Consider the following 23209-nt stretch of genomic DNA (forward strand, 5'->3'; position numbering starts at 1 on the left):
TTTCCTTGGTGTCATCGTCCGGGTGTGGCCGCAGCCACCGGCGGTGCAGTGGATGCCGGCGGAGTGATTGGCCGACCGGGGTCTCGGGGTGCGGGGGTTTGCGGTCCATTCACTGCCGGGCCCAACAGCGCGAGTAGCGGACCCAGTTCTGCCACGTGTGCCGCCTCTTCTTCGATGGTGGCCAGCACCGCGGCGATCGAGTCTGCTCTCGGCCCCAACGTTGCCAGCGTGGAACCCACGGTCTTCAGATTGACATTGACGGTCTCGAGTTGGTCAGTGACCGCCTGGATCGAGCCAGCGAGAGTGAGTACCGTCGGACCGGCGGTATCCGAACGTTGCGTCAGCTGTTGAATTTTCGCGGGCAGACCTCCTGCGATGCCGCTGACCCCCGTAGTTGAATCGTTCACCGAGATCGCCAGGCCCGACAGTCTGCCAGCGGCATCGGTGAGTTTTCTCAGGTCACCGGCAACCAGCGTGAGCACCTGGATCGACTGCGAGAGATCCTTGTGTTTTGGATCGAGTTCGCCGGTGATTACGTCGAACTGACTTGCGGAGTAGATGATGTCGTTGCTCAGATCGGACGGTCGGCCCAGCGGGTCCTTGAGGTCGTTCACGCCAGGAATGAATCTGTTCATAACACACAGCACCAGGATGGGGACAAGTGCGAGCACCACCAGTGTCATCAGCCACGTACCTCTGGTGACCATCAGTTTCCTCCAGGCTGTTGCGGCGCGGGGATCAGGCCGTCCTGCGCGGGGATCGGAGCAAGTTTTCGCGTTGTGCGAGACAGCTCGTTGTTGAGCTGATCGACCAGATCAATCGCGGCCACAAGCTGTTCGTTGACACCATTGACGGCTGTATTGGCCTTGGCTGAGATTGATTTCAACGAGCCGGCCGATTCACGAAGTGACGCCGCGATCCCATCGAGAGTTGCGGCGATCTGCTGATCGCCCTGACCGGCGGCTAACAGTTTCTGCATCGTTGGCACAAGTGCGGCCAGGTTCGTCACGTCGACTGCAGCAGATCTGTTCAGCTCGGTGAGTACTCCCTGGAGTTCCTCGAGTTGACGTCGTGCCGTCGCCGGTGCGGTCAGGTCCGCCCGCTCGTCGAAGTAGTCGTTCGCGGTGTGGAAGTTGTTCACTACCTGACGCGCACTGTCCTGAACCGCCAGGCCCTTGTCGATGGCGAGCATCACCAAGACAAACAACACCAGCGCCACGACCACCGACACCCGTCCGATCGCTTCAGTGGCGATTGCAAAACCACTGGAGCCGCGGATCGTGCGGTGGTCGATGTCCGGGCGCACCCGAAGGGTGCTCTGGCCATCGCCGGGAAGGTCGTCTGCGAGCACATCAGTGCGCCTCAGGTCCCGAAGTACCGATCTGTGGAACTCCCATGAGTTGCCGGACGTTGTTGTCATGTCACTCTTTTCTCAGCGGTGTCGGTGTCAGTAGAGACCACCGAGGTCACCCGGGAAGCGGAAGCATCTGGTTGATCGTGCGGGCAGAGGCAACTGCCGATCGAAGATCGGTGACGAGTCCACGCGCGGTGGCGAGGAGTTGATCGCCCTGTTCACCGAATGCCGCGGCAGACGCGACCAGCGGTGTTACTGTCTGCTTCACCCGAACCATGAGGCTTTGGATTCCGGTCAGTTGTTCGTTGGTGACCTGCGCACCTTGCGTACTGGACTCCAACAATGCAGTGGCCTCACCGATCGCCGTGTTGAGTTCGGCGAGCAGCGGACCGAGAGCGCGCGTCGAGTCGAGCGCCCGCTGTGCTGTGCGGGTGAGCTCGGTAAGTTGACCCAACTCGGTTGTGACACTGTCGTTGACTGTGACGATGCGCCCTGACGCTCCAATTGAAGCGAGGTTTGCGGCCTGTTGATTGTCCAACCGCCCGTTCAGTGTGTAGATCACGAAACTGAGCAGTAGAAGCACCATCAGCATCACGGCTGCCCACACCATTCGCATCGGGCCGCCGGCCCGGCCGAAGAATGTCACTGTTATTCACCTTCCGGACAGACTGCGGGCGCCGTTCTCGGCGGAGACCCGTGCGTCATGAACTTTTCCCGCGGTGCTCGAAGCATCGTCGAGGATGCGTTGGAGTTCGACTCGGTCACCGGCGACCGCCTTGGTGGCTCCGTCCACGGGTGGTTGCAGCGTTTTGATCCTGGATGTCAGGCCGTTGAGCGACACGATCAGGTCTCCCACGTCTCCGTCCGCGGACTTCAGAATCGGTTGCAGGTCATTGCGAATCTGGCCGATGAGTCGCTTGAGTTGCGCGGCAACTACCGCATCTGTCTCGAGTACGTCGGCCAACGACGCATCCATGCTGTCAAGAGCGGCGAAGGCGGTCAGGGTGACCTTCTCGTGGTCGACTATTCGATCCAACGCAGGGTTATACTTGTTTGCCGACACCACAGCGTTGTCCAGGCGGTAGGGCGTCGCGACGAGGTTGTAGATCCTCGGTAGGAGATAGAGACTCACAACCAACAGTCCGATCAACAGCGTGACACCCCGCAACCAGTAGACACGAGGCAGTCCGGCGATCCGAGGCTCAGTGGCGGCGTGACGCGACATCGCGGTTGTCATGAGTCCGCCACCGACAGCAGGGAGATTGTGCGCAGCGAAGCGATGGTATGCGACAGTAGACCTTTGACGACCAAGCGGTGGGTGAGAATCTCCTTGAGCACCCCCAATCCACGCTTGGTGAAGAAGCCGACGGGCAAGAGTCCACCCCATTTCATCTTCAGTTGCGACACCTCGAGGATTTGCTCGACGCTGGCCATCACGGTCACGCTAGGTTTGCCGACCACATCGTTGTAGACCACCGCCTCGTCAGCACCGAACACCACCGTGCATGCCGATTCGGTATCGGTGCTGTAGATGGTGACCGGACGCGACATCGCGCGGGCGGTCTTCACACGGTGGGGGTAGCTCGAGAGGTTCTGCATCAAGAGCGTGGCGACGACATTGGCGACACCGTTCGCGGAGTCACCATCGTATGCGGTCACCGGATAGCTGGTGGCTTCGGCTGTGGTCATCGGAGAAGAGGCTTTCTTGGTGGGGATTTCGTTATCTCTGTGCGAGTGGTGGGCCCACATATCGCAGATGGTTCGCGGACGCAGCGAGGCACGTACGCTCTCGCTGCGTCCGCCCCCTCGGCGGCAAGTTCGGAAACCAATTGTTCGGCGTCGGCACCGCTCCGGCCAGGCAGCGGAGATCTACCGGATCATGCGTCCAACACACACACGTGGGTCACAGGTCCCACTCGGTGGGCACTTGTCCCCAGGACAGCAGGAAGTTGTTGAAGGCGCCGGCGTTCTCGATGGCCGCCGACATGGGCCCCTTCTCGAACTTGATCTTGCCAGCAAGAAGCAATTTGCCTCCCTCGGATTCACCGGCCGCAACGCGCTGCCACGTGGTCAGATCGGCGACGATACGCAACCACAGGTCGTCCTCGGGGAATTGCGGAGGGGTCCACACGGTGATCTTCGCTTTCTCCCACTCGAGGTGGCTGGTCAGATCGTCTCGACCGATGGTTCCGAACTCCATCCGGTTGGTGAACGAGTCAGGGTCCTTAAATCCCTTGTACACATCCGGGTTGTTGTTGATGACCTCCTGCGCAGCTGCGCACCATTCGGGCGAGAAGAACTTGAGTTTTTCCGACATTGTGAATGCACCCCTTAACAGGTCGATGCAGCGGACAGCCACGACTACGGCAGTGCTGCAGTGTAATTCGATCACCTGGGTAAGTCAGTGATCTCACTCACAGGCTTTTCTAAGGTTATTCCGGACTTGTCTAATCAGTCAATCGCCGATTGCTGTCGCGGTTTTCCGACACTAGGCCGTGGAGGTACCGGTGTACCTCCTTCATCTAGAGATCCGTGCGAATTCCCTTGGAGTGACGCGATACTTGCGCTTGAATTCACTGATGAAATGTGACGGATTGTGATAGCCCACGGCCTGTGCCACATCGGCGACAGCCATACTCGGTTCGTTGACGAGCATGGTCTTCGCGGTATCAAGTCGGACGTTCTTCAGATACTGATATGGGGTGGTTCCTGTGCTCGAGCGGAACAGGTGGGAAAATGCAGACTGGCTCAGGCTCACTTCCCTTGCGAGATCGGTGACTCCGATGCTGTCGGTGAGGTTGCTGCGCATGTAGCGCACCGCGCGATGGATTGGATCATCTTCTTTCCGAACGTTGATCGAGTTGATCATCGCTCGCCGTCCGACCGGTAGGCGATAGACGAGATGGGTGATTTCCTCAAAGTAGAGAGGAGCAAGCACCCGTCTGTCTTCCTCGGAGTCAAGCGCGTGAACGAACCTCGCCAGCGCACATCTCAACTCCTTCCCGTACGAGAAGGTCGCCGCGTGCTGTTCGGCGTCCGAGTCCGGCGCAATCACCTGCGTGAAGCTGCATCCGTCCCGCACATCCTTCGCGGCCCGCCGGGCATAGTCGATCGGTATCTCGATACTCAGAGCTAAGTGGCGTCGAAAACGGCTACCGCCAAGCGCCATTCCAGCACACTCCGCGCCGGCCGGAACAGCAATGCCCCAGTCCGGCCCCGGCACAAAGGCACGGATGGGTGACGTGAGGTGAAGGTGTCCACGCACAGCGAAGCAGACCACCGGCGACGTTTCGCTCCCGATGATCACGTCGTCGGGCCTGCCGTGATGATGAAGTTGGACGCCGGGCCACGGTAGCCGTGTGCTTCGCCCCTCGGCTCCGGCACCGTCGATCGTCTGGACGAAATGCTGGTTCTGGAAGTCGCTCTCGTCGGAGGGCGCCCTGGTGAACGTCAGGTCGTCGAGGGTCCGTCTACGCGTACCTGCCGTTCGTGGCCACGTCGTCTCGCTCCTTCTGGATGGTGATTCGCTCGGAGCGGACATGTCTGTCACCTTCTTTCACGCCGCCGTCGGGTTCTTCTGGTGTGTGCAGTGATCGTCACAACGCGTCCGCCAGTCGCCTTGCTGCGAGCTGGATCGCCTCCCACACTGTCGCGAACGGTGGCGCATAGGACAGATCCATCTCGGCTAGGTCATCGACGGCCATGTCTCCCCACAGCGCGGCCGCCGCTGTATCGATGCGCTTGCCGGCCGCTGTGCCTCCCACGATCTGGACGCCGAGCAATTTGCGGGTGCCCTTGTCCGCGATGGCGTGTGTTGCGATACTTGAGCGTTCGGCCATGTAGCCGCTCGCGGTGCCGCCTTCTGTTGTCAGACTCACCGGCTGGTAGCCGACCTCGAGGGCCTGAGTTGTACTCAGACCCGTGCGAGCGATCTCGATATGCGCTGAAGCACTGTGGTAACGGGTGATTGCCGTGCCGAGCACACCGGCGAACCTGCGATCTCCTCCGACCAGGTTGAATCCGCAGATCCGTCCCTGTTTGTTCGCGTGGGTTCCTAGGGGCAGGAACGCGTTCTTCCCCCGGAGACGGTCATAGGCCTCACAACAATCGCCGGCAGCCCAGATGCCCTCCCCGAGCTGCTGACGGTCGTCGGTGAGGTATCCCAGGTGATCACCGATCGGCAATCCTGCGTCGGCCCCGAGCGTACTCGCCGGCCTTACACCCGTACCGATCATCACCACGTCTGCCTCGATCGTGCGGCCGCCGGCGGTGTGCAGAATCTTCGTACCGTCATGTGCAATCTCAACGAGTTCAACGACGGTGTTCGTCATCACTGTGACGCCGTCGTCAATCATTGCTTCCTCGATGCGTGCACTCATGGTCGAGTCGAAAGTGCTCATTACCCTGCTCCGCGTGACTAAATGGGTGTCGAAGCCGCGCTGCTGTAACGCCTCTGCAGCCTCGACACCGATATACCCGCCACCGATGACCACACCGCGCCGTCGGTTCGATCGCATCTCTCCGGAATCTGCGAATACTTCGAGCCAGTACCTCGCATCATCTAGCGTCTTGACAGCCGCGACGCCGGGCAGGAGATCTCCGGATCGATCGCGCGCCCAGTCCGGGATGATCGGTTCGGCGCCGGTCGCCAGGACCAGTTGGTCGAATCCTATCGTCGAGGCGGTCCCATCCGAGGCGAGCGCGTCAACTGTGCGCTTATCAAGGTCGATTCCGACGGCGGTGGTTCCCAGCCTCAGATCAACGCCCATCGCGCGATGTTTGTCAGGGGTTCTGGCACTCAGATCGTCGGGCGAATTGACCATTCCCGCAACCAGATACGGTATTCCACAAGCGGAGTACGATGTGTCGCAAGTCCGTTCGAGAACGACCACATCTACTTCCCTTGCGGCTAGCGCGGCCGATCGCAGGCACTGATGGGCTGCGCTCATTCCGGCGGCATCCGCGCCGACGACCAGTATTCGTTCCCCCATCGTCTTACCTGACTCCGATCCGTGTAGCGATGACAGCGTCCGCCCAGCTGATCACTCGCTCCGCGACGCGCGTATGGCATAGTGCGTCGATCTCACGAATCCCGGTTGGGCTGGTGACGTTCACCTCGGTTAGCATTCCTCCGATGATGTCGATTCCGGCAAAATGAATGCTTCGCTCCGCCAGCAGTGGCTTCAGCTCACAACAAATCTCGCGGTCGCGACTCGATACCTCGCCCGCGTGTACCGAGGCCCCCACCGCCATATTGCATCGGAACTCATCGCGCGCTGCCTTGCGGACGATCACCCCGACGGGTTCACCTTCGAGAACGATCACCCGACGATCACCCTCGGTAACCGCTGGCAAGTACTGCTGCACGATGACCTGCCGCCCGCCCGAAAGAGTCGCTGAATCGATGATGGAGTGCAGGTTGGGGTCGGCAGGGCGCAGCATCATGACTCCCCTCCCGCCCATACCGTCGGTGGGTTTGAGAACGCCTGCCCCCCATCGGCGGACGGAACGGACGATGTCGTCAGTGTCTGCAGTCACGACGGTCGACGGGCCGAGGTGCGGAAGACGCAGTGAGAACATCTTCTCGTTGGCATCGCGCAGGGCAGCCGGGGCATTGACCATCAACGTCCTTCGCGCATCGACGTAGTCGAGGATGTACGTTGCGCGAAGGTAGTTGGCATCGACGGGCGGATCGGTTCGCATGAAAACCGCTGCGGCGTGATCGAGAATGATGTCTTCGACAGGTCCCCGGTTGAACCAATCGGACTCGCTCACCCAGTGTCGATCAGTTAGCACCGCCGGCGTTAGACGCACCTCTGTGCACCTGGCCACCGCCCGACCCTCTCGGATGGACAGCCCACGTAGTTCGGTGACCAACACCCGGTGATGCGCTAGTTGAGCTGCCTCCATCAAGGCCACCGATGTATCATGCTGTGGTACAAGTGTTTCCAATGGGTCTACGATGAAGACATAGGGCCGCCCTGAGCGCGCCACGCGACCACCGCACTCCCCGACCAGGATCGACGGGGACCGTGTCATTGGCGATCACCCGCCGAGGACCGTCGACCTACCCACGCCGGAGGAACTAGTCCGCTGCGAGCGGCACCCAGCGGCCCCTGGCCACGTGCGATCGCGCCAAACGATGCGATGTTACGTCCGCCGCAGTCTCCCCAGGTGATGCCATACCCGTCCTGGTGGCGTCGAGCAGCGAAGAGTTTGTCGATATCGTCGAAGGTGGCCCATTCGATCACCGTCAACACCGGGCCCAGCGGCGCACCGACAGCGTCCATGAGCGGCAACGCCTGCATCGTCGTACCGAGATCGATCACGGTCGGTGTGACGAACCATCCCATCCGGTGTTTGACGTCGTCGGGGACCTTGCCCCCGCATAAGACTCGTCCACCTGCTGCCGACAGCCTATGTACACGCGACATGGCTTGACGCCGTTGGAGCTCGGCCGGCAGAGGCGCTGGACCAACGTTGGACACCGCATCGACCAGCGCGGCGCGTACAGCTTGTGTGCAGGCAGAGTGAACAGCGACGGTATGTAGCCCGAAGAGACTTCCTGCGCTGTTCACTCGGACAGCAGCGGCGACCTCGAGAGCGAGATGGGCAATGTCCTCAGCGCTTGCATCCGGGTACACCACCGCAGCATTGCCGCCTCCTCGTAGCGTCGACAGGGGCACGTTGGTGAATGGGTATGCGCGAGCCGAGCGCGCAAGAGTGTCGGAGTTTCCGTGGACGCTGAGCTGTCCCAGTCGATTGCTGCTGATCAGTGCGGCGCCGACATCGACTCCTGTGCCCTGTACGACATTGACGACCCCGGCTGGAAAACCGGCCTGTTCGGCGAGATACGCGACGGCGATCGGGGACATCGGGCCCCGTAGTGACGGCTTGACTACCACGGACTCCCCGCGAACCAACGCGGCGAAGACACCAAGGAGCATTTCGGCGAACGGCGCCCCCCAGGACAGGATGTGGCCAGATACGCAGCCTTGAGCGTCCCGTTCCGGGACCCGATTCTCGCTGAGATATCGCCGGGCGAGTCCTAGTGAGGCCTCCACTATGTCGAGTGCGTCACGATGCGACACACCGGATTCGGTGCTCATCAGGTGCGCGAACTCGACACTTGCATCGGTGAGTCTCGACAGCAGTGCGACCAGAAGGTGCTCGCGCGTCGCTGGATCAGACCACCGCCCGTGGAGCGCCTCGCCGGCCGCGGTAATCGCGCGCTCGACGTCGATACGCGAGGACAGGGGCACCACTGTGGTGATGGTGGAGTCGACTGGATTTCGGATCTCGAACTCATAAGGTGCGGCCGGGAACAGCCAACGACCACCGATGATATTGCGCCCGTAGTCGTCGTCACTGGGCAATAGAGATCTGGCGTGGGTGTCAACTACCATGATCAACTCCTTCGTCCACAAGTTGGTCCTTACTACATGGGGTGCGACGGTCAGCTGAGAAAGCGGTCGAAATAGACCCGATCAGCGCAGGCATGCCGTTCGCGCACGAGTGAGCGCATCGCGGCGTCGACCATCCCCGATGGGCCGGCAAGATAGACATCGTGTGACGAAAGGTCCTGCCAGTCCTCGGCGACATGGTCGATGACCACGCCGGCTCGTGTCACGAGGCCGGTATCGAGTCGATCTGCGGTGTCGGCTGCCTCCTGGACCGAGACGAGCACTCGAGCACCGGAGGTCTGCAACTTTTCCAGACGCTCCACGACCACCAGGTCAGACCGTCGTCGCACCCCGAAGTAGAAGTCGATGGCGGGGCCGTCCTGGCGACGCAGAAGACACTCGGCGATCGCGAGCACCGGTGCGAGGCCGGTGCCGCCGGCGATGCACACGACTGGTCGATCCGATGTCGGGCGCGCGTAGGCCCGGCCGTAGGGTCCTTCGGCAATCAGCTCCGCGTCGGGGGTCAGGGTCGCGAATAGCCACTGCGAACCCGCGCCTCCCGGCTTGGCCCTGATGATGAACTCAACTTGACCACTGCCGAGCTCGGATGCCGGATGTGCCATCGAATACGCTCGGCGTACTCCGTCCCGGGATTCCAGGATCATGAACTGGCCGGGAAGGTATCGGATGGGGTTCTGAAAGGCCAGCGTGAACAGTGCGGTGTCCTCGGTCAACATCTCGCGACGGACCAGGATGGCCCTGAAACGTTGCGGCACCGGCTCCTCCGCCACCTGCGGGTCACCGAGTGCCGGAGCCTTCACCCGGCAGTTCCCGGTCGGAACGGACTGGCACATGAGGATGCGGTTCCCTCGGCGGCGATCCCGTTCGCTCAGGCCGGACGCCTCCGGCCAGAGCGAACGGACATCGCCGCCGAGGAGTTGAGCGCGGCAACTGCCGCATCCGCCGCTGGCACACTCGTAGGGCAACGCCAGACCCGCGCGCAAACCCGCACGTAGGAGAGTCTCGTCCGGTTCGCAGTCCACTTCGCTGTCGTGCCCGACGAACTCGGCTGACACCGCCATCGTCTTCCTCCCTGTGATCCGGGCGGTGTCGGGCTCAGCGCGTCGCACTGAGCCCGACGGCCACCAGCGACCCGTGCCAGTCCTTGCGAACATCAGCTGCGATAGTGTCGGCGTCACGGCCCGATGGTGATGCCAACAGGGCCGCTCCGGCCTCGATCATCGCCTCGCCCCGCTCGACCCAGTCGTCGAGATAGGACTGCAGAGTCGCCAGGTGCGCCTGATCGGCCTTGGTGACGAACGTGACAAGTTCGGCACTCCAGCGTCGGCTGCGCTCACTGTCGTTGTAGAGGTTCTCTGCGATCAGCGAGTCCAGCCGCGCACCGATTCTCGCCAGCTGTAGGCCTGCCTCGGATAGGAACAACCGGTCCGCGATCGGTTTGACTACCAGATTGGTGACGACGAACGCCCGATCCCAATCGAACTCGACCAAGGCCCACTCGAATGCCTCACGAATCGGTTGCCACAGCGGCTTGTCGGTCCAGTCCGACTTTTCTCCGGTGGCAAACCCCTTCTCGGGATGGGCCAGCTTGAGTTGAGTCGTGCGATAGGCAATCGTCTGCACGCGCCGAAGCTGATCAGCCGTCTGGAAGGCGGCACAGTTAGCGACGTAGCTACTCACCGCCAGTTGTTGCAGGTACGCCGACAACATCTGCTGAGCGTGTCCCACATACCTAGTTGGAGTTATTGCGTTGCGCAGCAACGCGATCTGCTCATCGTTCAGTTTCTCGTCGTAGCCTTCGGAGTCAAACTGCTCGAGCAGGTACTCGATGTAGGTTTCTTGATCGTCCTGTGACGCGACGTAGGACCCGTAGGTCAGTGTATCCGGGTCGCGGAAGTCGTCCCAGGCGATTTCGCGCAACGGCATTGAATCCCGGTGCTCTCGAAGCCAGGCGTTTCCGTGTACGTCTGGTCCCATCTCCAGCGGGATCTCACCGGTGGTGTGATTCATGTTGTGGGTGAGAATCTCGTATTCGGTGGGACGACGCCCGAGGTTACCGAACGCACTCCAGGTTTTCAGCCCGCGCTTACGCGCCTTCTTAGCCACTTTCTCGCTCATAAGTCACGCCTCGTTTTCGTAGTACCAACGATATTCGTCGTCACGGGTGTACAGCCGCCCTTTGAACGACGGCATGTCGATCTCCAGTGCAGCCAGTTTGTACGCCTGCCCGTAGTACTTCTCGAGGCTTGCCTGTGTCAGTCGACAGGAACGTACCGTGTGAATGCGAACGTAATCGTCACGGTCGAGAACGAGAACGTCGGTATCGGGATTGTCCTCTTCAATCGCGTCGATGACGGCCTCGGCTAGATCGCCAGAGCGGATCACCGGCCCGACCAGGTTGGTAGATGCCTCGGCTTCGGCATCCATCTCGAGCACACTCATGCTTCTCTCAGGGCTCCTTAGTTCAGTGGGTCACTGCGTGATTGAGACGTACCTGGATGACGCCGTCCATAATTCGAACGTCGTGCTTCTTGAGGCACGTGTCGGTCGGGTTGACGCCGTTACCGGACAAGGCGTCAAATTGCCACTCGTGTGCGCGGCATGTCACGACACCGTTCTCGAACTCACCTTCGACCAGTGAGATGCTCTGGTGAGGGCAGATCCCGTCGTAGGCCCTGACCTCGCCATCCACCTTCAGGACGAGCACCTCGTCGTCACCGATGTCGAAGGACTCCATTTCTCCGTCCCACAGCTCGTCGGCGTCCACGACATCCACGAAGTCGTCGTCAGCCACTTGCCACCTCCGCGGTTTCTCGGAATCTGACGTCGAACCACTGCAGCGGCGGCACGGGGTTCGTCGCGAACAGTTCTTCGACCTTGCTCTCGGGCGGTAACACTTTGCCGTGAAGCAGCACGTCGTATCCGGGGTGCGGATCAGGTCGCGCGATGCGCCGCGCGACACTATGGACCGCGACTTTTTCTGCAACCTGGTCCCAGGTGTCCTCGGTGTCGATGGCAACGAGGTGAGGGACGAAATCGGTCACGAATCGTCCGGTGATGGGGAAGGGTGCCATTGTTCAAGTCCTCTCTGGGCCACCTCAGGCCGTGGCAGTCTCGGCGGGTAGATAGTCTTTGGCCCACGCGTACTCGTACACGTCGTCACCCATGACATCGGGCGTCAGGCCCATGTACAGGAGTCCGCCTGCAAGATCGGCCGGTACGATCTGGCCGTCGATAAACCGGTCGATGAAGTTCTGATGGCCTGCGTAGCGTTCCGGGTCCTGTTCGAAGCACCACTTCGAGATCTCGGAATCGAACTGATAAAGCCGCCCTTTGTATTCGAGACTGTGCTCAGCGAGCTCGTGGCGCGAAAATGCCGAGCCCAAGGGAAGCTGGGTCAAGTTGCACAGCGACGGAAGGGTGTCGGGCAAAGTGTTCTCGATACGATCGTCATTGACATTCTTGATGATCTCGTCCCACAGCGCTCCCCAGTTGTTCTCCCAGGTGGGGTACTTCTCGCGCAGCCAGTCCCGTTCGTCCTTGGACACACCGGCGTTGGGCTTCCAGAACAGGGTCGGACGCCAGTACCAGGTACCGATATGCATCGCATGGTGGCCGTTCTCGAGGGACACCAGGAACTGATCCCAGTACCACGGCTTCTTAAGGCCGTAGTCGTTGAGAATCCGTTCGTGGTGGTTGACAATCCACTCGAGCATGAACTCCTTGAAGCTCATCTTGCGTTGATCGAGCGGGGTGTAGTAGTCCATCGCCGGGCCGGTCAGAGTTTGGAACAGGCGAGTCGCCCGCCAGAACGCCACGTCGAGGGCGGTCTGTGCTCGCTGGGGGTCATGCTCCATAAGGACTTCCAGGGTGGGGAAGCCCTGTTGTGCGTGTCGCGCCTCGTCTGTCTGGATCGACGACAGCAGGTTCGACCAGTTGATGTCACCTGCGGCCATCGCGTCGGCGGCCAGCGCCACGAACTGGATGTTGGTGAAACCGTGCTCCACAGTGAGGCTCGATGCCAGCGCCGCCTCGATACAGTCTGCATTGAGCATTGCGTCGTCGAAGAAGTTCTTGACGGCGAGTACGCCCCACTCGTTGGTGTGGAATGCCTTCTGCGCCCAGTCGAACCGTGGCTCCTGCTTGAGCAGGTCATGGGAGAATCGCATGTCCAGCTGGGTGTGACGGGTCTCGTCCAACATCCCGAACACTCCCAGATTGCGCCAGCGGGTGGAGGGAGCGAAACGACAGAATCGGGCCTGCATCGTGACCGCCATGTGTTCGACCATGCAGGTGGTACCCATGTGTAGGTGGGATGCGGCGACGTGTGCGGGGTCGAGTTTCTCGTAGAGGCCGGCACGGCTCAAGGCGTTGCTGACCGCTTTGACTCCCATTTCTTTCTCGCGCTGAATGCGAACGTAATCGCGGAAGGACACGCGGAACGGCTCGTCCCACTTCTGCCAGGCGTCGGCGGGAATGTTGCCGGCGCCGGACCACTCGTCGGGGAACGCGAGCTTGGGATCGACGTAACTCAACTCCCAGTCGAGGTCGCGCGAGGTGTCGTACCAATCGTCTCTGTTCAACAACATGTGTCTGATTGCCTTCCCAGTTCTATCTGCAGATGCGTGAGGCTGTATTCTATTGTGCCCATTTGCCATTCGCGGCAATTACAGGTGTGCAATGTGTCCGCCGGTGCCAGGTGGCCCCACGGAGCAAACCTTGGGATGCTCACCCCCGTGTGGCTCGAATGACCTTGATATCGGTGTAGGCCAATACGCCGTAGATGGACTGCTCGACGCCGAGGCCGGACTGCTTGACCCCGCCGAAGGGCACGTCTGAAGTGAGCACGGGATGGTTATTGATCCAGACCGACCCGGCTTCGAGCCGATCGGCCACGCCGCGCGCACGGGACTCGTCGCTGGACCAGACAGAAGCGCCAAGTCCGAGCGGCGAGTTGTTCGCCCGCGCGACCACATCATCGATGTCGTCGTAGGTGAGCAACGGGAGCACTGGGCCGAATTGCTCCTCGCTGGCCAGCGGCACGTCATCGGCAAGGCCGCGGACAAGGGTGACCGGATGGAAATAGCCTGGCCCGTCGGGGATCTCGCCGCGGAAGTAGACGTCGGCTCCGCGTTGAACGGCGTCGTCGACGTAGCCTTTGACCTTGCGGTACTGCACCTCATTCTGGATCGGCCCCATCATCACGCCGTCGTGGAGGCCGTTGCCGACTGTTACCGTCGCGGCGATCGCCGTGAGTGCATCGGCCACGTCATCGGCGAGTCGACGCGGTACGTAGAGTCGCTTGAGTCCTGCGCACACCTGACCGCAATTGGAAAGCCCGCCCCAGTACAGGCCAGACGCAATCGCCTGGACGTCAACGTCGTCGAGGACGATTCCCGCGTCGTTGCCCCCGAGTTCGAGGGTCAGCCGCTTGAGTGTGGGGCCTGCCGCCGACATGATCGAGGTGCCCGCACGCTCAGACCCGGTGAAGCTGATTTTGTTTATTCCGGGATGGGTCGAGATAGCTTTTCCGAGACTGTCTCCACCACTGAGTACCTGAACAACGCCCGGCGGCAGCACTTCCTGCGCGAGTTCGCCCAGGCGCAACGTGGCTACCGGGGTCAGCGGCGAGGGCTTGATGATTACAGGACTGCCGGTGACCAACGAGGGTCCGATCTTCCACAGCGCCAGTAGGAGTGGATAGTTCCATGCGGTGATGCCACCGACAACACCAACGGGAACTCGGTGAATCTCGACGAGTTCGTCGTTGGTGTCACGGATGACTTCAACTGGAATGTCGAGGCTTGCGTACCGGGTGAGCGCACGCAATCCTGAATCGATCTCGCCGGCAGCCTTATCGAGAGGCTTGCCCTGCTCGAGTGTGACGAGTCGGGCCAGCTCGTCGATGTTCTCTCGGACCTTATCGACGAAACTCAGTGTGATCTGTTGTCGCTCTGCGAGGTCCTTGGCGCTCCACCCCTTGGCTGCCCGCCGAGCAGCGCTGACCGCTTGTTCCAGGTGCTCGACGGTCGCGTCGGGGACCTCCGCGAGGACCTGCTCGGTCGCAGGGTTGATCACCGCCCGGCGAGCCGATGTCGACACAATCTTGCCGTCGATCGTGAGCCCCGGAGCGGAATCGAGAACGACCTCGGTTGATGTACTCATACGGACTGTCCTTCCGGCCGGAAGAGTGTTTGGAATTGCTCCTTCGAATAGTTCTTGTTGTCGTGCATGGCCTGTGCCTCCCGTGCGTCGTTGACTTTGACCTTGGCGGCCGGGCGCTCGGCGATCAATGCCGACCACCGTGCAACGTTGGGATAGTCGCCGAGCGCGATTCCGTGCCCTTTAGCGACTCGCGTCCAGGTGAAGCTTGCGATGTCGGCAATCGTGTAGGAATCGCCGACGATGTACTCGCGGTCCTCGAGGTGATCGTCTAGGACCTTGTACACGCGGTTGATCTCGTTGGCGTATCGGCCGCGCGCATAGGGGATGTCGTGTCCGGCTTTGGGTGCGTAGGTGGAAAAATGGGCCGCTTGGCCTGCCATGGGACCCTGGTTGGCGACTTGCCAGAAGACCCAAGCGATCGTCTCGTATCGCAGAACAGGGTCGGCAGGCAGAAGCTTTCCGGTCTTCTCAGCGAGATAGATCAGGATGGCACCCGATTCGAACAACGGCAGGGGCCGGCCATCGGGGCCGTCACAATCTACGATGGCCGGCACCTTGCTGTTCGGATTGACCTCGACGTACTCCTCGGCGAACTGATCCCCCGCGGTGATGTCGGTCCACTTGATGTTGTATTCGAGGCCCAACTCCTCCAGCGCGATCAAGATCTTCCGCGCGTTGGGGCTTGTGTAGTAGTACAGGTCAATCATGGTGACTACCTTCTCCTTAGGCCGATCTGAGTTATGGCAGTCCTGAGTCAGACGTCGTATTCCTTGCGAATCCGGTCCATGTAGTCGACGAGATTCTGCTTCGACTGGACGTAGCCAGTGCCCAGCCACTGCTGCGGCTGATCGGCGACATGACGCAGGGTGGAGTACACCGATGCGTCGATCGAGTGCAGCTTGTCACCGAAGAAGTACGGCTTGTCACCGAGGAAATCGGAGATCGCATCGATGTCGGCCTTGAAGAAGTCGAACACCACCTTCTCGTTGCGCCGCCCCATGCCCTGGCCGTCGAACTCGGCGAGGATACGGCCACGGAAGGCGTCGAGGCCCTCACGCATTTCCGGGGTGACCTCGGCGCCCTGGACGATGTAGGGAATGTAGACCTCCCAGCCCTCATCGTCACGCCAGCGCGGCTGGATGATTCCGCTCCAGTAGAGGTGTTCCTCGATCAGTCGATTCCAGGCGAGCGACTGCGCGCGCTGCGCTGCAGTCAAGTCCGCATCGAGCTTGTCTCCGTACTTCTCCTTGAAGTGCGCGATGATCGTGTTGGAATCACCGACCTTGTTGCCATCCTCCTCCACGATGTAGGGCAGCTTTCCGTGCGGTGAATCCTGGTCGAGCGTGGCCAGATCCTGCGTTTTGTGCTCGAACGGGATCCCGGTGAAGGTCATGTAGTTCACGACCTTGGTCACATACGGGCTGATGTCCGGGATGCCCCAGGCGGGCACATAGCCGTAGACGGTGACAGTCATTTGTCGGGTTTCCTTCCACTGTGTTTGTTATTGGTGTGCTGTCTCTGGACAGTGTTCGTTAGAGCGCTGTCCCACAATCGATGTTCACCACTGCAGGAATGTTCCGTCCGAATGCTGGAAGCGGCCGGACGTCTCTGGAGTCAGGTGATCGATGTTCCTGATCAACCCCGCCGCCGCCTGCTCGGGTGTGATGTACTCATGTTCACCGGGGAAGTCCTTGGTCAGGTCGGTGGCCACCATCCCCGGATGCAGCATCAGCACGCTGATGCCGTCCGGCGACAGGTCGTGATGGAGGTTGAGACCAACCATGTTGGCCGCCGCTTTGGAAATCCGGTAGGCGTACATGCCACCAGATGTGTTGTCACCCAGGGAGCCGACCCGGCTGGAGACGATTCCCACCTTCGCACCAGTCTTAAGGAGACCCCGCAGCGCCTCGATCGTCCGAAGCGGGCCGATTGCATTGATCTCGAACTGTTTACGGAACGAGTCGTAATCGATGTCGCCGAGTTCATCGAGCCACATCACTCCCGCGATGTGATAGATCGCGTCGAGTTTGGTGTCGTTTGCGGCGAGTCGTGCTGCCAGGATCTTGACCGACTCACCCGATGAGACGTCAACCTGAGGCTCGACCCGGATCCCGTCCGCCGCCAGGTCAGCGCCGTCAAACAGACAGGCCGCGATAACGTCATCGCCGCGAGCGTCGAGCTGTCGCACGATCGAGTGGGCGATCCCCTTGTCGGCCCCGACCACCAGAACAGTTGCCATCATTGATCTCCCTCACGCTTGCGCGGTCGCTGCCACATGCTCGGAACCGACCACACCCGAATCGATCAGGCCGGCGATCTCAGTAGCATCGAACCCGAAGTCAGACAACACCTCCTGGTTGTGTTCTCCCAGCTTGGGTGCACCTCGCGGAGGCTCGGGCACCGTACCGAGGAAGCGGGCGGCCACTCGCGCCTGACGCAAGCGACCGGCAACCGGGTGCTCTGATTCGACCACGATTCCGGTCGAGAGGACCTGCGGGTGCTCGATCACCTCCGATCGCTTGAGGATCGGTGCGGCAGGCACGTCGTTCTGGTCGAGTACCGCCAGCCACTCTTGTGAGGACTTTTCGGGGAGCACGCTCTGTATCAGGGCAAGACGCTCGTTGATGTTCTCCAGTCGACCCGTCGGGGTCGTGAAGCGCTCGTCGTCAATCCATTCCGGATGCCCTAGGGCACGGCACATGTTCTGCCATTCAACATTGCTGTTGGTGGCGATGGTGATGAATCCGTCCGACGTCTGATAGATCAGATCGATGAAGCTACCGCCCTTCTCGATGGGTACCGGCTTGTCGGCGAAGGTGTATGCACCCATATCCGATGCCCAGAGGAAGGACAGCACCGCTTCGAGCATCGAGAGACGGATGTGCTGGCCTCCCGCGCCTGATCGTTCGCGCGCAAAGAGTGCGGCCGAGAGCGCCTGCGCGGCAACAACAGCCGTCAGTTTATCCGGAAGAATGGTGCGAATCAGGCGCGGACGTTCGTTGTCCGAGCCGGCCTGTACGGTTGTCAGGCCCGTCAGCCCCTGGATGAGTGAGTCGTACACCCGCTGACCGGACAGCGGGCCGTTCTCCCCGAACCCGCTGAGCGACAGATAGATCAGCTTGTCGTTCAGCGGTGCGATATCGTCATAGGAAATTCCGAGGCGTTCGACGACGCCTGGTCGGAAGTTCTGCACGATGACATCGGCGCTGGCAGCCAGTTGCTTGAAGACCTGCACCCCTTCGGGTTTCTTGAGATCAAGCGTCAGCGATCGCTTCGATCGGTTCACGTTGACGAACATCGCCGACATGTCGCCCGACCGGTTCGGCAACGACCGGACGTGATCGCCCTTGCCCGGCACCTCGATTTTGATCACGTCTGCACCCTGATCACCGAGGATGTCGGTCGCCCAGGGGCCCGACATCATCGAACAGAGGTCGAGAATCTTGATTCCTGTCATGGGCCCGCTCATATGCATGCCTCTCTCGGGTTGGTCTCTGCGCAAATCGCGCCTGCTATGGCGTGCAGCACGTCATACTTCACTAAGTGACTTGCCTCACGTAATACTAAGAGCCTAATCTCTTAGGAGTCAACTACTTAGTAGAGAGTATTTGAGTCGCCACTTAATACCAGTTCACCGGGAGTAGCCTCATGCCAGTGCCGCAGAGATCGTTGACCTGCAACGACGTCCGCAGGATCGCCGAGGAGTCACTGACCGGTTCTGGGAGCGACCGCGTTGGCATCGAGATCGAATGGCCTGTCTTTCAGACGGCGAGCCTCGCACGGCCAGCGATGGCTGACCTCCAAGCGGTTCTCGTGGAGCCTCTCCCAGCCGGTGGCAGTATCACGATCGAGCCCGGCGGGCAGATCGAACTCTCGACGACGCCATGCGACTCGGCCGTCGCCGCAGTCGCAGCTGCCGAGATTGACGCAGCAGCATTGCGCGATCGTCTGCGCAGCCGTTCGCTAGCGATGGCCGCATGCGCGGTCGACACGCTTCGCCCACCGCAGCGGATTCTGAACAAACCGCGCTATGCCGCCATGGAGAACTTTTACTCCGTGCGCGGGCCCGAGGGTCTATGGATGATGGCCAATACCGCTTCAGTCCAGATCAACCTGAGTCACGCATCGCGCGGCGGACATCGTCGCTGGTATCTGATGAATCGGATTGGGCCTTTGCTGGTGGCGTTGTTCGCCAACTCACCCGGTCAAGGCCCAGATGGACGGCACTGGAAGTCAGTGCGGCAGGCAATCTGGAGTCGCATCGATCCGTCGCGAACCAAGCCTGTGCCGGTCGGAGATTCTCCGGTGCACGACTGGGCCTCCTATGCGCTAGCCGCGGACGTCTTCTACATCAACGCCGAGCCCGGAACCGCGATCGCACCCGGGCTCAGCTTCGGGGACTGGCTCACCTTCGGACACGAGGTGGGCTGGCCCACCGCCAACGATCTGCGCTATCACCTGACCACCCTTTTCCCTCCGATCCGGCCGCGGGGTTGGCTGGAACTGAGAATGCTCGACGCGCTCACCCCCGAGATCCGTTCAGCAGCCGTCTACATCGCCTCGACAGCACTCGACGACGACATCGCCACGGAAATCGACGAGCTGCCCGACGTCGGTCACCTATGGCTGGCGGCAGCTCGCGACGGACTCGAGCACCCGGTTCTCGGCACCGCCGCCCGACGGCTCGTCGATTTATGTTCCTCAGCAACGCGCGGATCAGGTGACGTCGCAAGCACCATCGACGCCTTCGCCGACGAGTACACCCGTCGTGGTCGCTGTCCGGCCGACGACATCGCCGACCTAACGGTCACCGCGTTCACCGCACAATCCGACCAACCCATCTCATGATCACGCGCCGCATCGAGTCCGGCCGCGCCGCGCCCACCTCCCCTCTCGTCCGCAACATCACCGACGACGAACGCGCGGTCTTCGACCGGGATGGCGCGGTTCGCCTACGTGCAGTGATCCCACTCGAGTGGGTCGAGTTCTTGCGAGCCGCCGTAACGCGCCTGATGGATCGAGCCGATTCCACGTCACAGAACTACACCGCCTCGGGCCAACCACGATTCTTCTCCCAGGCCTATCCTCGGTTTGTCGACGACGCCTTCGACATCTGGGCGTTGCAAGGGCCGACTCGCCAGATCGCCGAGCAGATGGACCCGGACAATACGTCGCTCCGGTTCTTCTACGACCAAGTGTTTGTGCAGGAACCGGGCGCCAGCAAAGGTGCACCATTTCACCAGGATCATGCCTATCTTCCGATCGATGGCACGCTGCACTTTCGCATCTGGGTCCCGCTGGACGTGGTCACCCCGGATAGCGGAGCGGTGCGCTACCTAAAAGGTTCGCACCGAGGTCCGATCTATCGACCCACGAGTTTCAGCGGCGACCGCTACGTCTCCGAGGTCTACGAGACCTCGCCCTACCCCATCCTCCCGGACCACTTACCCGACGATCCGTGCGCGTGGCTGATCGGAGAGGCCGAACCCGGGGACGCACTGTTGCATCATCCCCGAACCGTCCACGGTTCTCCCCCGAACACCAGCAGCCACAACCGAAGGGCCGTTACCTCGATCTTTATCGGCGACGACGTCGTATGGGACCCGCGTCCAGGGACATCGTTCGACCATATCGGCAGGATCGGCGACTTCGACCCGCCTCGGATGGTCGCCGGCGAACTCGTCGCCGACGACCTGTTCCCGGTGGTATGGACGCGAGAGGCCGGTTTGTACCCGCCGCCGAATTAATGGAGGACGAGTTTTCTTACACCTCAGTAGTTGGTCGACGGGGTATAGGCTCGGACAATGAGAACTGAGAGGTCCACCTAATGGCCAGGTCACAGAAGCCGCAATCCGTCGCGGCGCAGGCCACCGACGACCGCCGCGACGCAGTCGACGACATCGAAGACGCCTGGTTGCGCGAGCGTCCCGGCATGGATGTCAGCTCGGTCGGAGTCATCACACGCATCTGGCGTCTCGGCCGCCATTTCGAACAGGAACGAAATCGACGTTTGGGCGAGTTGGGCACCGATCGGGTCACCCTCGACGTTCTCGCGATGTTGCGGCGGGCGGGCGAGCCTTACCGATTGACTGCCGGCGAGTTGACCCAGGCGGCGCTGATCACCTCGGGCGGCATCAGTGGCCGCCTCGACAAACTTGAGCGCGCGGGACTGGTTACCCGGGAGTTCCACCCGAAGGACCGGCGCAGAGTCAACGTCCAGCTGACAAAGGACGGCATGACGCTGGTCGACCACGTCGTGTCTGACCTGATGACCCACGAGTCCAGACTGCTCCGCGATCGCCTCAACAAGGCCAACCAGGAAAAACTCAGTGGGCTGCTGCGTACCTTATTGTCCGAGTTCGAATCGACCCACGAGATCAGCGAGGCCGGCTGAAGTCACGGTTTTCACACCCACCATCAACTGATAGGCGAGAAGTCGAAAGGAGAACGTCAGTGCCGTGGGTATTCGGGTACGGGTCGCTGGTCGACCGGGAGTCACTGCAGGCGAGTCTAGGACGACCGGTAAACGCTGATGACGGCCCCTTTCCCGCACGACTTCCCAGGTATCAGCGATCGTGGAACCTAGCCGCTCACAGCAGTCGTCGACCCGAGTTCGTCCTCGTGAGCGCCGAGGACGGTCGCCAGTGGTCCGGCGACGTGGTCTTCCTCGGGATCGAGCCATCAACAGACAGTTCCGCTCTGGGTGCCCTCTATCGGATCTGCGAGGCCGACCTAGCAATTCTCGACCACCGCGAGCTCTCCTACGACCGCCTGGTGCGGACCGTCGAGCTTGAAAGACCCCTACACGGGCAGGACCGGCTCGACGCCTTCGTGTACATACCGAAGTCTGCAGCCCAAGACAATGCCGCCCGCGTCGGCTCCGAGGGGGTGATCATGGCTCGATATATTCGACTGGTAGACAGAGCCTTTCGCGCTCTCGGACCGAGGATCTACAACGAGCACGCGGCCACCATGCCCGACACTCATCCATTTACGGTTCGCGAAATCATCCGCGAACCAGCCTCCTAGACCCGCCTCCCCGAAGGCCCGCCCCGTGCGGCGCGACGTGTGCCCACGCCAGGCGAATTGGGCATACAGCAGTGAAATGGCCTCGGTCCAGCCGGGGAGAGGTACTGAACCGAGGCCATCAGTCGTCATCCGTCAGGCATGCGCACGGCGGCAGATGACGAGGACCTTCACCAAGGTAAGAACTCGCCGTTCGTTCGTTGGAAACGCCCCGCAGTCTCCAGGGTCAGGCCATCGAGCACTTCGATCAGACCGGCAGCCGACTCCTCCGGAGTGACCAGGACCGACTTTGCCTGCTCCTTAACCGAGGGGTCCATCACGTCCAGCAGAGTGGTGTTCACCGTCCCTGGATGCAGCGCCTGCACGGCGATCCCACGTTTGCCGAGATCGATCGACAGGTTCTTGGCCACCATGTTGGCGCCCGCCTTGGAAATGCGATACGCGTAATCGCCGCCGCTGCCGTTGTCGCCGATCGACCCAACCCTACTGGTCACAATGCCGATCTTGGCATCATCGGCAAGATGATCCCGCAATCCCCGGATCGTACGCAGCGGCCCGAGGGTGTTGATCTCAAACTGTCGACGGGCGTCATCGAAGTCCACGGTATCGATGCCGTCGAGGAACATCACCCCAGCGACGTGGACCAGCCGATCGAGGACAGTGCCCTCGGCAGTCAGGCGCTTGGAGAGACCGGCGACGGCATCATCGGAGGTGACATCAAATCCCGGCACAACGTCGACACCTTCGGCGACGAGGTCGGCTCCTTCACCGAGCGTCGCGGCGATGACCGTGTCGCCGCGATGGTGTAACGCGAGCGCCATCGCATGGGCGATGCCGCGATCAGCTCCGACAATCAATGTGACGGTCATGACAGCAATGACTCCCAATCTTCAAATGGTGTGCCCGCATTGGCACTACGGACGTTTGTGTGCCGATGACGTTCTGTAGTGTGAACGCCGCAATCTGCTCGGCGCGACATCTGACGAACGAGGTCCCCTTTGCCCGGAACCTCGATCTTGATGACATCTGCTCCATGGTCGCCGAGAGTGTCTATTGCCCACGGTCCCGACACCAGCGAGCACAGATCCAGGATTCGACCCCCTGCCATCGGACCGGCCATCACCCACCCTCTCTCTCATCGCACCTATTCAGGGGGATGATCGTGCAGCTGACAGTAGCACACTTGTTTCGTACGTCACTTACTTAGTCCTAAGTTTTTTTCCACGTGAACGTTTCTCCT

27 protein-coding genes are annotated in these 23209 nt (G+C 61.1%); 4 read left to right on the forward strand and 23 right to left on the reverse strand.

The window, feature by feature from the left end:
* Positions 1 to 11: 11 nt before the first annotated feature.
* The 21 genes from EEB19_RS22505 to EEB19_RS22605 form a co-directional block, all read right to left on the reverse strand.
* Positions 12 to 683, reverse strand: coding sequence for a hypothetical protein (locus EEB19_RS22505; RefSeq protein ID WP_262365861.1), 672 nt, complete (start codon positions 681 to 683; stop codon positions 12 to 14).
* 23 nt (positions 684 to 706) lie between these two features.
* Positions 707 to 1351, reverse strand: coding sequence for a hypothetical protein (locus EEB19_RS22510; protein ID WP_262365862.1), 645 nt, complete (start codon positions 1349 to 1351; stop codon positions 707 to 709).
* A gap of 115 nt (positions 1352 to 1466) precedes the next feature.
* On the reverse strand, positions 1467 to 2000 hold the full coding sequence (locus EEB19_RS22515) for a hypothetical protein (RefSeq protein ID WP_187589549.1): 534 nt from the start codon (positions 1998 to 2000) through the stop codon (positions 1467 to 1469).
* Positions 2001 to 2006: 6 nt separating this feature from the next.
* On the reverse strand, positions 2007 to 2591 hold the full coding sequence (locus EEB19_RS22520) for a hypothetical protein (protein WP_262365863.1): 585 nt from the start codon (positions 2589 to 2591) through the stop codon (positions 2007 to 2009).
* Complete coding sequence (locus tag EEB19_RS22525) at positions 2588 to 3043, reverse strand: hypothetical protein (protein WP_187589550.1); 456 nt, start codon at positions 3041 to 3043, stop codon at positions 2588 to 2590. The genes EEB19_RS22520 and EEB19_RS22525 overlap by 4 nt, the downstream gene beginning before the upstream one ends.
* 214 nt (positions 3044 to 3257) lie before the next feature.
* On the reverse strand, positions 3258 to 3671 hold the full coding sequence (locus EEB19_RS22530; RefSeq protein ID WP_187589551.1) for a hypothetical protein: 414 nt from the start codon (positions 3669 to 3671) through the stop codon (positions 3258 to 3260).
* A 201-nt stretch (positions 3672 to 3872) separates the two neighbouring features.
* Complete coding sequence (locus EEB19_RS22535; protein WP_187589552.1) at positions 3873 to 4895, reverse strand: AraC family transcriptional regulator; 1023 nt, start codon at positions 4893 to 4895, stop codon at positions 3873 to 3875.
* 55 nt (positions 4896 to 4950) lie between these two features.
* Complete coding sequence (locus EEB19_RS22540; RefSeq protein WP_187589553.1) at positions 4951 to 6345, reverse strand: FAD-dependent oxidoreductase; 1395 nt, start codon at positions 6343 to 6345, stop codon at positions 4951 to 4953.
* 4 nt (positions 6346 to 6349) lie between these two features.
* Positions 6350 to 7348, reverse strand: coding sequence for a glutathione synthase (gshB, locus tag EEB19_RS22545; protein WP_262365864.1), 999 nt, complete (start codon positions 7346 to 7348; stop codon positions 6350 to 6352).
* A gap of 41 nt (positions 7349 to 7389) precedes the next feature.
* A complete protein-coding gene (locus EEB19_RS22550) occupies positions 7390 to 8760 on the reverse strand; it encodes an aldehyde dehydrogenase (RefSeq protein WP_187589555.1) in 1371 nt (456 codons plus the stop codon).
* Between the two features lie 50 nt (positions 8761 to 8810).
* On the reverse strand, positions 8811 to 9839 hold the full coding sequence (locus EEB19_RS22555) for a 2Fe-2S iron-sulfur cluster binding domain-containing protein (RefSeq protein WP_187589556.1): 1029 nt from the start codon (positions 9837 to 9839) through the stop codon (positions 8811 to 8813).
* A 34-nt stretch (positions 9840 to 9873) separates the two neighbouring features.
* Positions 9874 to 10896 carry a toluene hydroxylase gene (locus tag EEB19_RS22560; RefSeq protein ID WP_187589557.1) on the reverse strand — a complete coding sequence of 341 codons (1023 nt, stop codon included), beginning with the start codon at positions 10894 to 10896 and terminating at the stop codon, positions 9874 to 9876.
* Between the two features lie 3 nt (positions 10897 to 10899).
* Positions 10900 to 11220, reverse strand: coding sequence for an MmoB/DmpM family protein (locus EEB19_RS22565; protein WP_187589558.1), 321 nt, complete (start codon positions 11218 to 11220; stop codon positions 10900 to 10902).
* A 22-nt stretch (positions 11221 to 11242) separates the two neighbouring features.
* Entirely contained in the window at positions 11243 to 11572 is a 330-nt protein-coding gene (locus EEB19_RS22570; RefSeq protein WP_187589559.1) for a Rieske 2Fe-2S domain-containing protein, read from the reverse strand.
* Complete coding sequence (locus EEB19_RS22575; protein ID WP_187589560.1) at positions 11565 to 11852, reverse strand: toluene-4-monooxygenase system B family protein; 288 nt, start codon at positions 11850 to 11852, stop codon at positions 11565 to 11567. Before EEB19_RS22575 ends, EEB19_RS22570 begins: the two co-directional genes overlap by 8 nt.
* 24 nt (positions 11853 to 11876) lie before the next feature.
* Entirely contained in the window at positions 11877 to 13367 is a 1491-nt protein-coding gene (isoA, locus tag EEB19_RS22580) for an isoprene monooxygenase oxygenase subunit alpha (protein ID WP_187589561.1), read from the reverse strand.
* A gap of 139 nt (positions 13368 to 13506) precedes the next feature.
* Positions 13507 to 14943 (reverse strand): non-phosphorylative glyceraldehyde 3-phosphate dehydrogenase TadD, encoded by a 1437-nt coding sequence (gene tadD, locus EEB19_RS22585; protein WP_187589593.1) that lies wholly within the window; start codon positions 14941 to 14943, stop codon positions 13507 to 13509.
* Positions 14940 to 15650 (reverse strand): glutathione S-transferase family protein, encoded by a 711-nt coding sequence (locus tag EEB19_RS22590; protein ID WP_187589562.1) that lies wholly within the window; start codon positions 15648 to 15650, stop codon positions 14940 to 14942. Before EEB19_RS22590 ends, tadD begins: the two co-directional genes overlap by 4 nt.
* 47 nt (positions 15651 to 15697) lie before the next feature.
* Positions 15698 to 16417 carry a glutathione S-transferase C-terminal domain-containing protein gene (locus EEB19_RS22595; RefSeq protein WP_187589563.1) on the reverse strand — a complete coding sequence of 240 codons (720 nt, stop codon included), beginning with the start codon at positions 16415 to 16417 and terminating at the stop codon, positions 15698 to 15700.
* 84 nt (positions 16418 to 16501) lie between these two features.
* On the reverse strand, positions 16502 to 17182 hold the full coding sequence (locus tag EEB19_RS22600) for an SDR family oxidoreductase (RefSeq protein ID WP_187589564.1): 681 nt from the start codon (positions 17180 to 17182) through the stop codon (positions 16502 to 16504).
* A 12-nt stretch (positions 17183 to 17194) separates the two neighbouring features.
* Positions 17195 to 18400: a CaiB/BaiF CoA-transferase family protein gene (locus EEB19_RS22605; RefSeq protein WP_187589565.1), complete on the reverse strand. Its 1206-nt coding sequence runs from the start codon at positions 18398 to 18400 to the stop codon at positions 17195 to 17197.
* 191 nt (positions 18401 to 18591) lie between these two features.
* Between EEB19_RS22605 and EEB19_RS22610 the strand changes: the two genes are divergently transcribed.
* The 4 genes from EEB19_RS22610 to EEB19_RS22625 all read left to right on the forward strand — a co-directional run bounded on the left by EEB19_RS22610 (position 18592) and on the right by EEB19_RS22625 (position 21972).
* Entirely contained in the window at positions 18592 to 19791 is a 1200-nt protein-coding gene (locus EEB19_RS22610) for a glutamate-cysteine ligase family protein (RefSeq protein WP_187589566.1), read from the forward strand.
* Complete coding sequence (locus tag EEB19_RS22615; RefSeq protein WP_187589567.1) at positions 19788 to 20690, forward strand: phytanoyl-CoA dioxygenase family protein; 903 nt, start codon at positions 19788 to 19790, stop codon at positions 20688 to 20690. The genes EEB19_RS22610 and EEB19_RS22615 overlap by 4 nt, the downstream gene beginning before the upstream one ends.
* 80 nt (positions 20691 to 20770) lie before the next feature.
* On the forward strand, positions 20771 to 21337 hold the full coding sequence (locus EEB19_RS22620; protein ID WP_187589568.1) for a MarR family winged helix-turn-helix transcriptional regulator: 567 nt from the start codon (positions 20771 to 20773) through the stop codon (positions 21335 to 21337).
* A gap of 227 nt (positions 21338 to 21564) precedes the next feature.
* A complete protein-coding gene (locus EEB19_RS22625) occupies positions 21565 to 21972 on the forward strand; it encodes a gamma-glutamylcyclotransferase family protein (RefSeq protein ID WP_187589569.1) in 408 nt (135 codons plus the stop codon).
* Positions 21973 to 22139: 167 nt separating this feature from the next.
* Here EEB19_RS22625 and EEB19_RS22630 read toward each other — a convergent pair whose 3' ends face one another.
* Together EEB19_RS22630 and EEB19_RS22635 are read right to left on the reverse strand one after the other, a co-directional pair.
* On the reverse strand, positions 22140 to 22838 hold the full coding sequence (locus EEB19_RS22630) for an SDR family oxidoreductase (protein WP_187589570.1): 699 nt from the start codon (positions 22836 to 22838) through the stop codon (positions 22140 to 22142).
* Positions 22835 to 23089, reverse strand: a complete 255-nt coding sequence (locus EEB19_RS22635) for a CoA transferase (RefSeq protein ID WP_316245482.1) — start codon at positions 23087 to 23089, stop codon at positions 22835 to 22837. The genes EEB19_RS22630 and EEB19_RS22635 overlap by 4 nt, the downstream gene beginning before the upstream one ends.
* Positions 23090 to 23209: the final 120 nt, after the last annotated feature.

This window comes from Gordonia sp. OPL2, assembly GCF_003797825.1.
GTDB lineage: Bacteria > Actinomycetota > Actinomycetes > Mycobacteriales > Mycobacteriaceae > Gordonia.

What these genes read in the sequence shown, in the direction of transcription:
- EEB19_RS22505 (WP_262365861.1), bottom strand. Translation starts at nt 683, where the DNA reads ATGACACTGGTGGTGCTCGCACTTGTCCCCATCCTGGTGCTGTGTGTT.
- EEB19_RS22520 (WP_262365863.1), bottom strand. Translation starts at nt 2,591, where the DNA reads ATGACAACCGCGATGTCGCGTCACGCCGCCACTGAGCCTCGGATCGCC.
- EEB19_RS22525 (WP_187589550.1), bottom strand. Translation starts at nt 3,043, where the DNA reads ATGACCACAGCCGAAGCCACCAGCTATCCGGTGACCGCATACGATGGT.
- EEB19_RS22530 (WP_187589551.1), bottom strand. Translation starts at nt 3,671, where the DNA reads ATGTCGGAAAAACTCAAGTTCTTCTCGCCCGAATGGTGCGCAGCTGCG.
- EEB19_RS22535 (WP_187589552.1), bottom strand. Translation starts at nt 4,895, where the DNA reads ATGTCCGCTCCGAGCGAATCACCATCCAGAAGGAGCGAGACGACGTGG.
- EEB19_RS22540 (WP_187589553.1), bottom strand. Translation starts at nt 6,345, where the DNA reads ATGGGGGAACGAATACTGGTCGTCGGCGCGGATGCCGCCGGAATGAGC.
- EEB19_RS22550 (WP_187589555.1), bottom strand. Translation starts at nt 8,760, where the DNA reads ATGGTAGTTGACACCCACGCCAGATCTCTATTGCCCAGTGACGACGAC.
- EEB19_RS22555 (WP_187589556.1), bottom strand. Translation starts at nt 9,839, where the DNA reads ATGGCGGTGTCAGCCGAGTTCGTCGGGCACGACAGCGAAGTGGACTGC.
- EEB19_RS22560 (WP_187589557.1), bottom strand. Translation starts at nt 10,896, where the DNA reads ATGAGCGAGAAAGTGGCTAAGAAGGCGCGTAAGCGCGGGCTGAAAACC.
- EEB19_RS22565 (WP_187589558.1), bottom strand. Translation starts at nt 11,220, where the DNA reads ATGAGTGTGCTCGAGATGGATGCCGAAGCCGAGGCATCTACCAACCTG.
- EEB19_RS22575 (WP_187589560.1), bottom strand. Translation starts at nt 11,852, where the DNA reads ATGGCACCCTTCCCCATCACCGGACGATTCGTGACCGATTTCGTCCCT.
- isoA (WP_187589561.1), bottom strand. Translation starts at nt 13,367, where the DNA reads ATGTTGTTGAACAGAGACGATTGGTACGACACCTCGCGCGACCTCGAC.
- tadD (WP_187589593.1), bottom strand. Translation starts at nt 14,943, where the DNA reads ATGAGTACATCAACCGAGGTCGTTCTCGATTCCGCTCCGGGGCTCACG.
- EEB19_RS22590 (WP_187589562.1), bottom strand. Translation starts at nt 15,650, where the DNA reads ATGATTGACCTGTACTACTACACAAGCCCCAACGCGCGGAAGATCTTG.
- EEB19_RS22595 (WP_187589563.1), bottom strand. Translation starts at nt 16,417, where the DNA reads ATGACTGTCACCGTCTACGGCTATGTGCCCGCCTGGGGCATCCCGGAC.
- EEB19_RS22600 (WP_187589564.1), bottom strand. Translation starts at nt 17,182, where the DNA reads ATGGCAACTGTTCTGGTGGTCGGGGCCGACAAGGGGATCGCCCACTCG.
- EEB19_RS22605 (WP_187589565.1), bottom strand. Translation starts at nt 18,400, where the DNA reads ATGACAGGAATCAAGATTCTCGACCTCTGTTCGATGATGTCGGGCCCC.
- EEB19_RS22610 (WP_187589566.1), top strand. Translation starts at nt 18,592, where the DNA reads ATGCCAGTGCCGCAGAGATCGTTGACCTGCAACGACGTCCGCAGGATC.
- EEB19_RS22615 (WP_187589567.1), top strand. Translation starts at nt 19,788, where the DNA reads ATGATCACGCGCCGCATCGAGTCCGGCCGCGCCGCGCCCACCTCCCCT.
- EEB19_RS22620 (WP_187589568.1), top strand. Translation starts at nt 20,771, where the DNA reads ATGGCCAGGTCACAGAAGCCGCAATCCGTCGCGGCGCAGGCCACCGAC.
- EEB19_RS22630 (WP_187589570.1), bottom strand. Translation starts at nt 22,838, where the DNA reads ATGACCGTCACATTGATTGTCGGAGCTGATCGCGGCATCGCCCATGCG.
- EEB19_RS22635 (WP_316245482.1), bottom strand. Translation starts at nt 23,089, where the DNA reads ATGGCCGGTCCGATGGCAGGGGGTCGAATCCTGGATCTGTGCTCGCTG.